At 61.9% G+C, this 13,854-nt stretch carries 13 protein-coding genes and 2 tRNA genes; 9 read left to right on the top strand and 6 right to left on the bottom strand.

Annotated features, from left to right (window positions below; genetic code table 11):
- Positions 1-89 precede the first annotated feature (89 nt).
- The 6 genes from B0T39_RS21310 to B0T39_RS25270 all read right to left on the bottom strand — a co-directional run bounded on the left by B0T39_RS21310 (position 90) and on the right by B0T39_RS25270 (position 5,745).
- Positions 90-166 (bottom strand) — tRNA-Met (locus B0T39_RS21310).
- A gap of 427 nt (positions 167-593) precedes the next feature.
- Positions 594-1,220, bottom strand: a complete 627-nt coding sequence (locus B0T39_RS21305; RefSeq protein ID WP_217806308.1) for a VC0807 family protein — start codon at positions 1,218-1,220, stop codon at positions 594-596.
- 173 nt (positions 1,221-1,393) lie between these two features.
- A complete protein-coding gene (locus B0T39_RS21300) occupies positions 1,394-1,579 on the bottom strand; it encodes a hypothetical protein (protein ID WP_019103612.1) in 186 nt (61 codons plus the stop codon).
- A gap of 255 nt (positions 1,580-1,834) precedes the next feature.
- A complete protein-coding gene (gene metG / locus B0T39_RS21295) occupies positions 1,835-3,895 on the bottom strand; it encodes a methionine--tRNA ligase (protein ID WP_081550227.1) in 2,061 nt (686 codons plus the stop codon).
- A 150-nt stretch (positions 3,896-4,045) separates the two neighbouring features.
- Positions 4,046-5,308, bottom strand: a complete 1,263-nt coding sequence (locus B0T39_RS21290) for an MFS transporter (protein WP_081550225.1) — start codon at positions 5,306-5,308, stop codon at positions 4,046-4,048.
- Positions 5,308-5,745, bottom strand: a complete 438-nt coding sequence (locus B0T39_RS25270; RefSeq protein ID WP_141111337.1) for a hypothetical protein — start codon at positions 5,743-5,745, stop codon at positions 5,308-5,310. Before B0T39_RS25270 ends, B0T39_RS21290 begins: the two co-directional genes overlap by 1 nt.
- 127 nt (positions 5,746-5,872) lie before the next feature.
- On the opposite strand from B0T39_RS25270, the gene B0T39_RS21285 reads away from it, so the two are divergent.
- The 9 genes from B0T39_RS21285 to B0T39_RS21245 all read left to right on the top strand — a co-directional run bounded on the left by B0T39_RS21285 (position 5,873) and on the right by B0T39_RS21245 (position 13,828).
- The gene (locus B0T39_RS21285) at positions 5,873-7,267 is read left to right on the top strand and encodes an L-cystine transporter (RefSeq protein WP_081550223.1); all 1,395 of its coding nucleotides are present in this window, start codon (positions 5,873-5,875) and stop codon (positions 7,265-7,267) included.
- Positions 7,268-7,446: 179 nt separating this feature from the next.
- Complete coding sequence (locus B0T39_RS21280; protein ID WP_081550221.1) at positions 7,447-8,784, top strand: CoA-disulfide reductase; 1,338 nt, start codon at positions 7,447-7,449, stop codon at positions 8,782-8,784.
- 153 nt (positions 8,785-8,937) lie between these two features.
- Entirely contained in the window at positions 8,938-10,029 is a 1,092-nt protein-coding gene (gene apbC, locus B0T39_RS21275; protein WP_081550219.1) for an iron-sulfur cluster carrier protein ApbC, read from the top strand.
- 10 nt (positions 10,030-10,039) lie between these two features.
- Positions 10,040-10,822 (top strand): glutamate racemase, encoded by a 783-nt coding sequence (gene murI, locus B0T39_RS21270; RefSeq protein WP_081550217.1) that lies wholly within the window; start codon positions 10,040-10,042, stop codon positions 10,820-10,822.
- The gene (locus B0T39_RS21265; RefSeq protein ID WP_081550215.1) at positions 10,819-11,271 is read left to right on the top strand and encodes a ribonuclease domain-containing protein; all 453 of its coding nucleotides are present in this window, start codon (positions 10,819-10,821) and stop codon (positions 11,269-11,271) included. Before murI ends, B0T39_RS21265 begins: the two co-directional genes overlap by 4 nt.
- Positions 11,262-11,540, top strand: coding sequence for a barstar family protein (locus B0T39_RS21260; RefSeq protein ID WP_081550213.1), 279 nt, complete (start codon positions 11,262-11,264; stop codon positions 11,538-11,540). Before B0T39_RS21265 ends, B0T39_RS21260 begins: the two co-directional genes overlap by 10 nt.
- Before the next feature lie 355 nt (positions 11,541-11,895).
- Complete coding sequence (locus B0T39_RS21255; protein ID WP_081550211.1) at positions 11,896-13,128, top strand: dicarboxylate/amino acid:cation symporter; 1,233 nt, start codon at positions 11,896-11,898, stop codon at positions 13,126-13,128.
- Between the two features lie 114 nt (positions 13,129-13,242).
- Positions 13,243-13,332: transfer RNA gene (locus B0T39_RS21250), tRNA-Ser, on the top strand.
- 118 nt (positions 13,333-13,450) lie between these two features.
- Positions 13,451-13,828, top strand: coding sequence for a hypothetical protein (locus B0T39_RS21245; RefSeq protein WP_081550209.1), 378 nt, complete (start codon positions 13,451-13,453; stop codon positions 13,826-13,828).
- Positions 13,829-13,854: the final 26 nt, after the last annotated feature.

Raw genomic sequence — 13,854 nt, 5'->3', positions numbered from 1 at the left:
AAAGCTTGGCGCGCAGCCAATTCCGGCCCTCCCGGGCGAGACTAAAAAAGCAAAAAGCCCGAAGCTTGTAAGCTTCGGGCTTTTTAACTTGGTTGCGGGGGCAGGATTTGAACCTACGACCTTCGGGTTATGAGCCCGACGAGCTACCAGACTGCTCCACCCCGCGTCTGATCTGTCTGCCGTGTTTCGTGCAGAGGAGTGAACTATACCCCGCCCCGTTTCCTTGGTCAAGCCTTTTGACAAAAAAAGATTACGGGCACGCAGAAAGTCCGCACAAAGACGATTCATACTTGTTAACAGTTGATCTTTACTGCCACACACCTGATCAACAAAGACCGGCTAAAGTGAACTCAAGGTCAGCGCAGTCGTTCTCCCCGAGCGATTGCGGCCCGAGAAGTCAGCCGCCTGTCTGCCAACAGGCACTGCCGATGCGGGCGCGATCTTGTGCATTTTGGAAGACATTGCCGCTGCGGTTTCGACTGCCAGCGAAGCCGCAAAACAAGCAGCCGTGTCTTTCCTCCTAAGTGTTCATCACGGAACTTCAGGGCCGCTTTTGCGGCCCTTTTTTTTTTGTCTATTCGCCGCGATCCGTTTCAAAGCGCGGCCATGGCCACGGCGGCTTCTCGTCGCATCCGCCGACGATACAGCAAAGTCATCAGGCACAACCCGCCCATCACGCCGTAGCTGATGAAGGGCGCTACCAGCAGAAAACGCTCCACCGGCCAGGTCCAGGCCAGATAAGCGCGCCCGCCGGCCTCCAGGCTCAGGCCCAAACCCCACCACAGCGTCATCTGCTGGATGGCGCGTCTAAAACCGTCAACGCGCCACAGCTGTTCGAACCGCTCCCGCCCCTGCTCCGACTCCCGCGCCAAGGTCGCCCGCGCCAGATAAAACACCAGCGGCCGACGCAGCGCCAAAGACAACAAGAAACCGCAACCGATCAAACCGGTGATCAGGGACTCGCGCAGCAGCAGCAGGCGCGCGTCGCCGCCCAGCAGCATGGCCAGCAAGGACAAGCCTATGCCCAGCAGCACCAGCAGGCTCAAGGCATCCACTCGCCGGAAGCGCAGCAACTCGACCACGCTCCACAATACAGGCGGCAAGGCGGAGAACATCAGCGCGCCGGCTTCTCCCCAACGCGGCTCGCCATAGCGGTAACACAGCCAGGGCAGCAGGAAATTAACGATGATTTCCAGTATCAGTTTTGCTCGTTGCGGCACGGAACCTCCGCCATCAAATGCAAAAAGCATGAACAATTTGCATCGAAACGTCAACTGCCTGACTTGAGTTTTTCACACGGGAAGAAACAGACCGACCAAAAACAAAGCCCCGCGTTTTGCGGGGCTTTATCTGTAATCTGCGCAATGGAATGGACAAACGCAGGGAAGTGGCATCAGGCGGCCGCCTGAATGAAGGCATTGGCGGGATACAAGGCGCTGGCCAAGCCCAAGGCGGACTTGAAAGTCACTTCAAACATCTTGCCAACCTGTCGAATGCTGACCACTTCGTAATGCATGGTAGAGCCGCTGTCCTTGTGCTCAAGGATTTTGTAGCCGGGTTTCAGTTGAGAAATTTTCATGATGGTTCATTCCTTTTTCTTTTTTTTGGGTTGTTCAAAATTCATTTCATCTAGAGACATACCATATTTTCAAAAGTTCCGCCAGCCGGACGAGAATGTTTCGCATTTGGCTTGCAGTGAATGTAACAGCCTCAGATGACAGCCCAGTGAAGATTTCGGGGCCGCGAAATGACGCGGCCCCTGCATGCCAATATGACAGCAGGGGCCGCGGGACCCAACTAGCAAAAAGAACAGTCAGGATTAGGAACTACCGGCTCAGCCTATGCGCATGCCCGGCTTGGCGCCTTGATCGGCGTCCAGCAGGAACAGGCCTTCGCTGTCGTCCTGGCCGGAAGCGCAGACGATCATGCCTTGCGATACGCCGAAGCGCATCTTGCGTTCGGCCAGATTGGCTACCACCACCACATTGCGGCCCACCAGTTTTTCCGGTTCCTGATAAGCCTTGCGGATGCCGGAGAAGATGTTGCGCTTCTCGAAGCCCAGGTCCACGGTGAACTGCAGCAGTTTGTCTGAGCCTTCGACGAAGTTGCACTCCAGCACCTTGCCGATGCGCAGATCCAGCTTGGCGAAGTCGTCGATCTTGATGGTTTCAGCCAGCGGCTCGTATTGAGCGGCGGCCGGGGCGTCTGCGGTAGCTTGCATATTCTGTTTGTTCGCTTCTATCAGTTTGTCGATCAGCACCGGGTCTATGCGCTGCATCAGGTGCTGGTAGGCATGGATCTTCTTGCCCAACAGCAGGTTTGCGGCGTCGCTCCAGGCAAGCGGCGCCACGTCGAGAAAGGCTTCCACGCCTTCGGCCAGCTTGGGCAGTACCGGCTTCAGGTAAATGGCAAGCAGGCGGAAGGCGTTGATCAACACGGTGCAGACTTCCTGCAGGCGCGCGTCCTGGCCTTCCTGCTTGGCCAGTTCCCACGGCTTGTTGGCGTCCACGTAGGCGTTGACCACGTCGGCCAGCGCCATGACATCGCGCAGCGCCTTGGCGTATTCGCGTGCTTCGAAGGCGGCGGCCAACTCGTCGGCGGCGGCTTGCAGCTTGGCGAGAATGTCGCCGTCGCTGACCTGGCTGGCCAGCATACCGTCGAAACGCTTGGCGATGAAGCCGGCAGAGCGGCTGGCGATGTTGACGAACTTACCCACCAGATCGGAGTTCACCCGCGCCACGAAGTCGTTCAGGTTCAGATCGATGTCTTCGATGCGGCCGTTCAGTTTGGCGGCGATGTAATAGCGCATCCACTCCGGATTCAGCCCGCAATCCAGATAGCTCTTGGCCTGGATGAAGGTGCCGCGAGACTTGGACATCTTCTGCCCGTCCACGGTGAGGAAGCCGTGGGCGAACACGCCGGTGGGCGCGCGCAGGCCGGAGTAGTTCAGCATCGCCGGCCAGAACAAGGCGTGGAAGTACAGGATGTCCTTGCCGATGAAGTGGTACATCTCGGTCCGGCTATCCTTGCCGAACCATTCGTCGAAGTTCAGGCCGCTGCGATCGCACAGGTTCTTGAAGCTGGCCATGTAGCCGATAGGCGCGTCCAGCCACACATAGAAGTACTTGCCCGGCGCGCCGGGGATCTCGAAGCCGAAATACGGCGCGTCGCGGCTGATGTCCCAGTCCTGCAAGCCGCCGGAAATCCACTCGTTCATTTTGTTCAGCGATTCCGGCTGCAGATGCGGCTGGGTCGCGCCGTCTGAGCGCACGCTGCTGCCGCCGGTCCACTGCTTGAGGAAGTCGGCGCATTCGCCCAGGCGGAAGAAATAGTGCTCGGAGGTTTTCAGCACCGGCTTGGCGCCGGACACCGCCGAGTACGGGTTCTTCAGTTCGGTGGGGTTGTAGGTGGCGCCGCAGACTTCACAGTTGTCGCCGTACTGATCCTTGGCGCTGCACTTAGGGCATTCGCCCTTGACGAAGCGGTCCGGCAGGAACATTTGCTTTTCCGGATCGAACAGTTGTTCGATGGTGCGGCAGGCGATTTTGTCGTCGGCCTTCAAGGCCAGATACACCTGCTCCGCCAGCGCCTTGTTCTCCGGGCTGTTGGTGCTGTAGTAGTTGTCGTGGCCAATCAGGAAGCCCTGGGAATCCGCCAGGTGCAGTTCGCGCACGCTATCCACCAGCTGTTCCGGGGTGATGCCCTGTTTTTCCGCCGCCAGCATGATGGGGGCGCCGTGGGTGTCGTCGGCGCAGACGTAATAGCATTCGTGGCCGCGCATCTTCTGGAAGCGCACCCAGATATCGGTCTGAATCTGTTCCAGCATGTGACCCAGATGCAGCCCCGCGTTGGCGTAAGGCAGTGCGCTGGTCACCAGAATCTTGCGTTTGCTCATTAGGATTGTTCCAAAGGTGCGATCTGAAACGATCGATTATAGAGGCAGTCGCCCCCGGCGGTCACGATGGATTCCGGGATGCGGCCGCAGATAAAACAAAGCCCGGCCCGCATGCGCGGCCGGGCTTTGTTTGCGGAATCGGGCGCCGGCTCAAGAACCCTGGCTAGCCAGTTCCAGCTGCTTGGCTTCGGCTTGCTGCGCGCGCTCCAACATCGCCCAGCGCACGGTGCGGCGCGCCACTCGCACATAGGCCAGCGAGAAGGCCAGCGACAGGCAGGCGAAACCGAGCATGCCCGCCTGCTGATAAGCGATGCGGAACAGTTCCACGCCCAGCGCGTAGCCGGCCATGGACAGCATGCTCATGCTGGCAGACACCGTGCCCTTGCCGACGGCGTCGCAGGACATCAATGCGAAGCGATACAACACACCGAAGGCCAAACCTTCGCCGAAGGCCATCAGCGTCATGCCGGCCACCATGAAGTATTGCGGATGCGCGGACCACAACACGCCGGACAACATCAGGCTGAGGCCGATCACGATGGGCCACATGCCGATCAGCGCGGAACGGCCCAACGGCCAGCGGCCTGCCACCAGCACCAAAGCCAGATTGCCGGCGATCAGGCCGCCAAACACCGGCAGCTGCATCAAGCCGTATTCCAGCGCGCTCATGTGCAGATCATTGATCAGCAGCACCGGCGACATGGCAATCCAGCCCATCAGCGGCAGCGCCAGCAAGGGAATGCACAGCGCGGACAACACAAAGCGGCCGTTGCTGAACACTTTCAGGTAGTCGCGCCCCATCTGCGCCAGCGGCAGCTTTTCATGGCTGGGCTGAGTGGTTTCCGGCATTTTCCACAGTAGGCCCAACAAGGCCAGGAAAGACAGCGCGGCAATCAGCAGGAAGCTGGTGCGCCACGGCGCCAGCTCCATCAAGGCGGCGCCGGCCAGCGGACCGGCCAAGGGCGCGATCAGCGCCACATTGGCCATCAGCGCGGTGACCTTGACCGCGGCCTTTTCTTCAAAGGCTTCCTGCACCGCGGCGTAGCCGACGGCGTTGATGAAGCACAGGCCGATGCCCTGCAGCAGGCGCAGCGTGATGAAGGCTTCGATTGAGCTGACCAGGTAGGTGGCCAGGCAGGTCACGGTAAAGTAGGCGACGCCGAACAGCAGCACCGGCCGGCGGCCGATGCGGTCGGACAAGGGGCCGGTCAGCCAGGACAGCAGCGCGCCGCCCAGCAGGAAGGCGGTCATGGACGCAGGCACCCAGGAGGCGTCGACCAGGAATTCCCGGGTCACGGCCAACATCGCCGGCTGCACCATGTCGTTGCAGATGTAGACGGCGAATTCAAACAGAACCAGAGCCAGCGGGAACAATAGATTAGAACGGCTAAGCTTTGCGTGTAGAGCGGACATTACGGAGATGCAGCCTTTCTGAGACCGGCAAGCGGCGGCGCGCTTGCCCATGCGGCCGGACGGACAAGGGCCAATAAAGCGAAAAAAGGGCGCAATTGTACCTGCAGAACCCCCGACGCGCAAAGCAATTTTTGCCACAAACGCAATAAAAACAGCCATTTGCAGTCAAGACAATCAATCTTACCCATGCAAGAGGGACAACGCGCCACGCCATTGCGGCCCTTCGCTTTATCGCCCCGGCCCCAAATCGCCGCACGGCTGATAGAAAAACAATCAATAAGCTTATTCTTATTAATATAAGTAAAACGAGTGGAAACTCGGTAAAATCGCGCCTTTATCACTGTATCTCCCGGCTTGGCCGCGCGTATTCCCTCGCGTATCGCCCAGCCTGGATGAAGCTTTTTATCAGGATTCCACGCTCGTCTGACCTCGCTCAAAATGCCGACGCCAAGCCGTCGCTACCCTGAGCCCAGCTCGCCGCCCCACCCAAAATCTCCAGTACTCAGCCGGCCTGGGCGGCCAGTGAAACCTGACGACAAAACCAAATAGATTAAGGGGTTTCCCATGACCTTGACCGTCATTGCTACGCTAGCCGTCACGCTGGCCTTGCTGGCGCTGCTGTGGCAGCAGCAACGCACCCACGTTTCCTTCACCAAGCGGGTCTTCACCGGCCTGGCGTTGGGCGTCGCCTTCGGCGCCGCGCTGCAATGGCTGGCTCAACCCGGTTCGCCGGCGCTGGCCGCCTGTCTGGAGCTGTGCGAAATCATCGGCTCCGGCTATGTGAAGCTGCTGCAGATGATCGTGATCCCGCTGATCATGGTGTCCATCATCGCCGCGCTGTTGAAGCTGGAAGGCGGCTCCTCGCTGGGCAAGATCAGCGCCGCCACCCTGGGCATGCTCTTGTTCACCACGATGCTCGCCGCCGGCTCCGGCATTCTGATGGCCAATCTGTTCGGCCTCAGCGCCGAGGGTCTGACCGCCGGCGCCGCCGAAGTGGCGCGCGGCGAATCGCTGGTGAAGAACCTGAGCACGGTGGAAGACCTGTCCTTCAGTAAGCTGGTGCTGGACTTCCTGCCGGCCAACCCCTTCCTGGACATGACCGGCGCGCGCAAGACCTCCACCATCGCGGTGGTGATCTTCTCCGTGCTGGTAGGCCTGTCCGCCACCGGCATCGCCCGCAAAAAGCCCGAGCTGTTCGCCAGCTTCAACCATTTCATCGCCGTGACCCAGGCCATCGTGATGCGGATGGTGACCCTGGTGCTACGCCTAACCCCCTACGGCGTGTTCGCGCTGATGACCAAGGTGGTGTCCGGTTCCAGCTGGGCCGACATCGTCAACCTGATCAACTTCGTACTGGCTTCCTACGGCGCGATGCTGCTGATGTTCGCCGTGCACCTGCTGCTGGTGGGCCTGGCCGGCGTCAACCCACTGCGCTGGACGAAGAAAGTGATCCCGGTGCTAACCTTCGCCTTCACCTCGCGCACCAGCGCCGGCTCCATTCCGATGAATGTGGCCACGCAGAACAAGCTGCTGGGCATTCCGGACGGCATCGCCAACTTCGCTGCCTCCTTCGGCGCCACCATCGGCCAGAACGGCTGCGCCGGCATCTACCCGGCCATGCTCGCAGTGATGATTGCCCCCACCGTGGGCGTCAATCCGATGGATCTGCACTTCATCGTGCCCTTGATCGCCATCATCACCATCAGCTCCTTCGGCGTGGCCGGCGTTGGCGGCGGCGCCACCTTCGCCGCCCTGATCGTGCTGTCCGCGCTGGACTTCCCGGTAGCGCTGGCCGGCCTGCTGATCTCGATCGAACCCTTGATCGACATGGGCCGCACCGCGCTCAACGTCAGCGGCTCCATCACCGCCGGCACCGTGACCAGCCGCCTACTGGGCCAGACCGATATGCAGGTGTTCAATAGCGACCGCGAGATCAATCTGGACGAAGAAATGGCTTAACGCTCTGCGCGCGAATCAGCCTTGAAAACCGCCTGGGAATGCCTATTTACAGCCTGTAAACTAAGCATCCTCGGCGGTTTTTCCATGAAAGCGGCCAACAGCCCCGCGATGCAGACCGAGCCCGCCCCAGCGCGAGCCGGCGCCGCGCGGCACAGCAATAACCCCGACGGGAACACACTATGAAAATCGTCATCATCGGCGGCGAAGCCGCCGGCATGAGCGCGGCGGCCAAGGCGCGCCGCAGCGCGCCCCAAGCTGAAATCGACGTCTACGAGATGTCGGAGGTCATTTCCTTTGGCGCTTGCGGCCTGCCCTACTTCGTCGGCGGCGAGTTCGACGAGCCCGGCTATATGGCCGAATTCAGCGTGGAAGACTTCGCCAAGCGCCATATCCGCGTGCATACCGGCCACCAGGCGCTGAGCATAGACCCCGCCGCCAAGCGGGTGCGGGTGCGCCGGCTGGCGGACGGCGAAGCCTTCGACGCCGCTTACGACAAGCTGATGATCGCCACCGGCGCCAGCGAAATCCGGCCGCCGCTGCCGGGCCTGGACTTGCCGGGCGTGCACACGCTGCGGGTAATGGAGGACGGCCTGGCGCTGCGCGCGGCCGCGGCCCGCGAGGAAGTGCGCGAGGTCGCCATCATCGGCGCCGGCTTCATCGGCCTGGAATTGGCCGAAGCCATGGTCCGCCTGGGCAAGCGCGTGCGCCTGATCCAGCTGGCCGAGCGGGTAATGCCGGACGCCTTCGACGCCGAAATCACCGGTCTGATGGAGCAGGAATTGCGCGAACACGGCGTGGCCTTGCACCTGTCCGAGGCCGTCACCGCGCTGCGCGGCGACGGTAAGGTGCAAAGCGTGCTCACCGATCGCGGCGAATACCCGGCCGATCTGGTGGTGCTGAGCATAGGCATCCGCCCCAACACCGCCTTCGTCGCCGACGCCGGCCTTACGCGGCTGGGCAACGGCGCCATCGTGGTCAACGCTTACGGCGAAACCAGCCTGCCGGACATTTACTCCGCCGGCGACTGCGCCGCCGCGCCGCATCAGCTGACCGGCCAACCGGTCTACGTGGCGCTGGCCACCGGGGCCAACAAGCTGGGCCGGCTGGTGGGCGAGAATCTGGCCGGCGGCCGCCAGGCCTATCCCGGCACCCTGGGCTCCGCTGCAGTGCGGGTGCTGTCCCTGGACGCCGCGCGCACCGGCCTGTCCGACGCTCAGGCGCGCGCGGCCGGATTCGACTGCCAGAGCGTGCTGGTCAAGGACAAGAACCACACCAATTACGTGCCGGGCCAGGCGGAAGTCCACGTCAAGCTGACTTACGAAACCGGCAGCCAACGGCTGCTGGGCGCGCAGATGATAGGCCGCAACGGCGATGTGGTGCACCGGCTGGACGCGCTGGCCGTGGCCATCGCCAAAGACGTCAGCGCGCGAGAACTGGGCATGATGGACTTCTGCTACGCGCCCCCCTTCGCCCGCACCTGGGACGTACTCAACGTCGCCGGCAACGTGGTCAAATAAACCTGGCCGGCGGGACGCCCTTCCCGCCCGCGCCGATGCCAGCGCGGGCAAGTTGGGGTACACTGCCGGACAGCCACAGATTCAACGGATGTCCTTCCCATGCTCTCCAAGCTCACCCGCCTTTTCCAGTCCTCACCGGGAACCGAAAACAGCATGTCACTCAGCGATGCTCAAGTGCTGGAAGCCGTGTCCAGCCTGATCGACGACAACACCGGCAAACCCTTCGTCGCCGCCAAGGCGGTGAAAAACATCAAGATCAGCGATGCCGAACTGTCGCTGGACGTGGTGTTGGCCTATCCGGCCAATAGCCAGCACGAGCCCGTGCGCCAGCGCTTCGAAGCCGCGCTGGCGCCGCTGGCCGAGCAACGCAAACTCAGCGTGCGCGTGGGCAGCCTGATCACCAGCCACTCCGCCCAGCGCGGCGTGCCGCTGCTCTCCGGCGTCAAGAACGTGATCGCCGTCGCCTCCGGCAAGGGCGGCGTGGGCAAATCCACCACCGCGGCCAACCTGGCGCTGGCGCTGTCCGCGGAAGGCGCGCGCGTCGGCATCCTGGACGCAGACATCTACGGCCCGTCCCAGCCGCTGATGATGGGCTTGCAGGGCCAGCGTCCGGAAACCCCGGACGGCAAGAGCCTGAAGCCGCTGGAAAGCCACGGCGTGCAGACCATGTCCATCGGCTATCTGGTGGACGCGGACCAGGCCATGGTCTGGCGCGGCCCCATGGTCAGCCAGGCGCTGCAACAGCTGCTCAACGACACCCGCTGGGACAATCTGGACTATCTGGTCATCGACATGCCGCCGGGCACCGGCGACATCCAGCTGACGCTGTCGCAAAAAGTGCCGGTCACCGGCGCCGTCATCGTCACCACCCCGCAGGACATCGCGCTGCTGGACGCGCGCAAGGGCGTCACCATGTTCCAGAAAGTGGGCATTCCCATCCTGGGCATGGTGGAGAACATGGCCATCCACGTCTGCACCCACTGCGGCCACGCCGAACACATCTTCGGCGAAGGCGGCGCGGCGCGGATGGCGGCGGACTTCGGCGTGGACGTGCTGGGCTCCCTGCCGCTGGATATGGGCATCCGCCTGGCGGCGGACGGCGGCACCCCCACGGTGGCGGCCGATCCGGATGGCAAGGTGGCAGAACTGTACAAGGCCATCGCCCGCAAAGTGGCGGTGAAGGTGGGCGAGAAAGCTCAGGACTTCTCCGGCAAATTCCCCAAGATCGTCATCCAGAACAACTGACACACGCCTCATGATCGCGATGTTCGACTCCGGCCTCGGCGGCCTTTCGGTATGGAAGGCCGTGCGCGCCGCGCTGCCCGGCTGGGGCATCACCTATCTGGCCGATCAGGCCTACTGCCCCTACGGCCAACGCAGCCACAGCGACATCGCCGAGCGCAGCGTCAGGATGGGCCGCTACCTTCAAGAACAAGGCGCCACCCTGCTGGTGGTGGCCTGCAACACCGCCACCACCGCCGGCATCGCCGCCATGCGTCGCGAACTTTCCATTCCGCTGGTGGGCATAGAGCCGGCGATCAAGCCGGCGGCGGCCATGAGCCGCACCGGCCGCATCGCCGTGCTGGCCACCCAGGCCACGCTGCAAAGCGAGCGGGTGCGCAAACTGCTGGACACCCATGCCGGCCACGTTGAAGTGCTGCGCCGCGTGGGCGCGGGCTGGGTGGAACAGGTGGAGGCAGGCGAACTCGACAGCCCGCGCACGCGCGAACTGGTGGCGGACGTAGTGCGGCCGCTACTTGGCGAGAACGTCGACCACATCGCGCTGGGCTGCACCCATTATCCGTTTTTAGAGCCGCTGATCCGCGAGCTGACCGGCGACGGCATCGCCTTGTACGATCCGGCCGAAGCCATCGCCCGTCGCGTGGCCTCGCTGCTGCCGGACGCCGCGCCCACAGCCGAGCCGGCCTACCGCTTCATCACCACCGACGCCGATAGCGCCGGCATGCGCCGCATCCTGCCGCTGCTGATAGGCGCCGATTATCCGGTTGAATCCCTGCCCATGGAGCAAGCCCAATGATTCCACGTCTATCGCGCCTGCTGGCGCTGGCCTGCCTGATCGCCGCCCCCGCCGCCTGGGCCTTGCCCCAATGCTCGCTGGTGGCGGCCCAGATCAATCAGCAAGCCGGCAACCGGCTCAACCAGAACGAACTGAGCGCGGTGCTAAGCCAGTTGGGCAAGAACGGCCAGCTACCGCCGCAATTCATCAATAAACGCCAAGCCAAAAACGCCGGCTGGCAGCCTGGCCGCAGCCTGTGGAGCGTGCCCGGCCTCAACGGCAAATCCATAGGCGGCGACCGCTTCGGCAATTACGAAAAACGCTTGCCCAAAGGGCAATGGCAGGAAGCCGACTTGAACTATAAAGGGGGCAAGCGCGGTGCTTACCGCATCGTGTTCTCCGGTTCCGGTCAACGTTTCATCACCGTGGACCACTACAACCGCTTCATCGAGGTGCCACCATGCCAGTGAAAGTTTGCGAATTGCACCACATCAAGAGCCTGGACCAGCTGTTTGACGAGCTGAGCCGCCAGTTGCTCCTGCCGGCCCACTTCGGCCGCAATCTAGACGCGCTGTACGACAGCCTGGCTAAAGACGTGGCGGGCCCATTCGAAATCGTCTGGCGCGAAACCGAGGAAGCGCGCAAAGCGATGGGCGTGGACCTTTACGCCACCATTCTGGAAATTCTGGAAACCGTGGCCGAAGAACGCGGCGACGTCACGCTGGACATCCACCACTGACATACTAGGCCGCCGCCGCAAGGCGCCGGGGGCGGCCCCTCATCCCGATGGCAAGTTCATCATCATTCGTTTCCGCAACACACACTCCGCTGCGAAATTCAAGACTCGAAATACAACAAAGACAAGCGTTCGCTAATTCACTATAATCCCACCCCTAAATAGGTCAACAACTGTCCTACAACTGGCAGCAATGCCAATAAAATCAAACAACAATAACGTAGGCAGGCCACTACATCGGCAACCTTGACACACACGAAGCGGCTGCTCCCTCCACCGGACCGGCGCCGGCATTGTTTCATTGCGAACTTGCCGTGTTGTTATCAAAACGCTCTCAAATACAGGTAGGAACTTCTCAATGCAGTCGAAAAAACTCACAGGGCTGATCCTCATCGGCCTGGTGCTGGGCATCATCACTGGCTATCTCTACCGCGAGAACGCCGCCAATGAAGCCGACATCCAAGCCTTCGCCAGCAATATCTCCATTCTGACCGACATCTTCCTGCGCCTGATCAAGATGATCATCGCGCCCTTGGTGGTTTCCACCCTGGTGGTAGGCATCGCCAAGATGGGCGACGCCAAGACCGTCGGCCGCATCGGCGGCAAGACCATGCTCTGGTTCATCAGCGCGTCCTTGATGTCCCTGACCCTGGGCCTGATCATGGTCAACCTGCTCAAGCCAGGCGTGGCCCTTGGCCTGCCGCTGCCGGACAGCCACGCCACCAGTGGCATCCAGGTCGGCGCGCTGTCGGTGAAGGACTTCATCACCCACGCCATCCCCAAGAGCGTGTTTGAAGCGATGGCCACCAACGAGATTCTGCAGATCGTGGTGTTCTCGGTGTTCTTCGGTTGCGCGATGGCGGCTTTGGGCGACCGCGCCAAGCTGCTGATCGACACCATCGACGTGGTGGCCCACGTGATGCTGAAAGTGACCAGCTACGTGATGCTGTTCGCGCCGCTGGCCGTGTTTGGCGCCATCGCCGCCACCGTGGCCAAGGAAGGCCTGAGCATCCTCGCCACCTACGGCAAGTTCATGGCGGAGTTCTACCTGTCCATCGGCATCCTGTGGGGCCTGCTGATCCTGATCGGGGGCCTGTTCATCGGCACCCGCGTGCTCAAGCTGATGGGCATGATGCGCGAACCGCTGCTGCTGTCCTTCACCACTGCCAGCTCCGAAGCCGCTTACCCCAAGACCCTGGAACAGCTGGAGCGCTTCGGCTGCTCCAACAAGATCGCCAGCTTCGTGCTGCCGATGGGCTACTCCTTCAATCTGGACGGCTCGATGATGTACTGCACCTTCGCCGTCATCTTCATTGCCCAGGCTTACGGCATTGATCTGACGCTGGCGCAGGAAATCTCCATGCTGCTGATCCTGATGCTCACCTCCAAGGGCATGGCCGGCGTGCCGCGCGCCTCGCTGGTGGTGATCGCCGCCACCCTGGCTCAGTTCAACATTCCGGAAGCCGGCCTGCTGCTCTTGCTGGGCATCGACCACTTCCTGGACATGGGCCGCTCCGCCACCAATGTGGTGGGCAACTCCATCGCCACCGCGGTGGTGGCCAAGTGGGAAGGCGAGCTGAAAAAACACTGAGCATGGTCTGCTCCGTTGAACGCGCCGCCCCTCCGGGCGGCGTTTTTTATGGCTAGCTGCGACAAGGCTCTTGACAGCTAAACCCTTGCCCAATAGAATGCCCCACTCTGAGTCGGAGAGGTGGCAGAGTGGTCGAATGTACCTGACTCGAAATCAGGCGTACGTGCGAGCGTACCGAGGGTTCGAATCCCTCCCTCTCCGCCAGACCAAGCAATTAAGCCCTTGAAAAATCAAGGGCTTTTTTGTTTTGTTCTTCCGCTTCTCCCCCGCCCCGTTTACGCCTACCATTACAGCCTTCCGCACCTGTCCAAGCCGCAGCCGCATGAATCATCTGGTCAACTACGTCAACGCCATCCTGAACGCGCCCTCCCCGCGCCGCGCGCGCCTGGACGGCTCAAGCCGGAACCGTTGGACGGATCAGGGCTATACGGTCGTTGCAGAGCAGTCCACCTATGTTTTCGACGATGGCGCAATGATCCAGCGGACGACGGAACAGGACGATTACCCGGCCGAGGCCGCCTGCGCCGAGTGCTGGATTCGTTACGAAGTCGTCCGCCAGCCGTCCGGCGACGCCATCCAGCCCGGCCATATCAGCTTCAACAACGCCTGCCGCGAAGCTTTCTGGCGGTGCTACTTCTCTCCGGAGCCGCCGGCCGCGCCTGCTTGCAGGCCTTGCCCCCCGCCAAAGCCGCTGGCTTGACCCTCCATCCCCAATCAGTAACAATC

Source organism: Chromobacterium haemolyticum (assembly GCF_002081825.1).
In the GTDB taxonomy this organism is placed as follows: domain Bacteria; phylum Pseudomonadota; class Gammaproteobacteria; order Burkholderiales; family Chromobacteriaceae; genus Chromobacterium; species Chromobacterium fluminis.
The sequence above is the reverse complement of the archived record's forward strand: the minus strand, read 5'-3'. Positions and strand labels throughout refer to the sequence as shown.

Coding starts and splice junctions, on each gene's coding strand:
- apbC (WP_081550219.1), top strand. CDS start 8,938: ATGTCACTCAGCGATGCTCAAGTGCTGGAAGCCGTGTCCAGCCTGATC.
- B0T39_RS21255 (WP_081550211.1), top strand. CDS start 11,896: ATGCAGTCGAAAAAACTCACAGGGCTGATCCTCATCGGCCTGGTGCTG.
- B0T39_RS21300 (WP_019103612.1), bottom strand. CDS start 1,579: ATGAAAATTTCTCAACTGAAACCCGGCTACAAAATCCTTGAGCACAAG.
- B0T39_RS21245 (WP_081550209.1), top strand. CDS start 13,451: ATGAATCATCTGGTCAACTACGTCAACGCCATCCTGAACGCGCCCTCC.
- B0T39_RS21260 (WP_081550213.1), top strand. CDS start 11,262: ATGCCAGTGAAAGTTTGCGAATTGCACCACATCAAGAGCCTGGACCAG.
- murI (WP_081550217.1), top strand. CDS start 10,040: ATGATCGCGATGTTCGACTCCGGCCTCGGCGGCCTTTCGGTATGGAAG.
- B0T39_RS21290 (WP_081550225.1), bottom strand. CDS start 5,308: ATGTCCGCTCTACACGCAAAGCTTAGCCGTTCTAATCTATTGTTCCCG.
- metG (WP_081550227.1), bottom strand. CDS start 3,895: ATGAGCAAACGCAAGATTCTGGTGACCAGCGCACTGCCTTACGCCAAC.
- B0T39_RS21265 (WP_081550215.1), top strand. CDS start 10,819: ATGATTCCACGTCTATCGCGCCTGCTGGCGCTGGCCTGCCTGATCGCC.
- B0T39_RS21280 (WP_081550221.1), top strand. CDS start 7,447: ATGAAAATCGTCATCATCGGCGGCGAAGCCGCCGGCATGAGCGCGGCG.
- B0T39_RS21285 (WP_081550223.1), top strand. CDS start 5,873: ATGACCTTGACCGTCATTGCTACGCTAGCCGTCACGCTGGCCTTGCTG.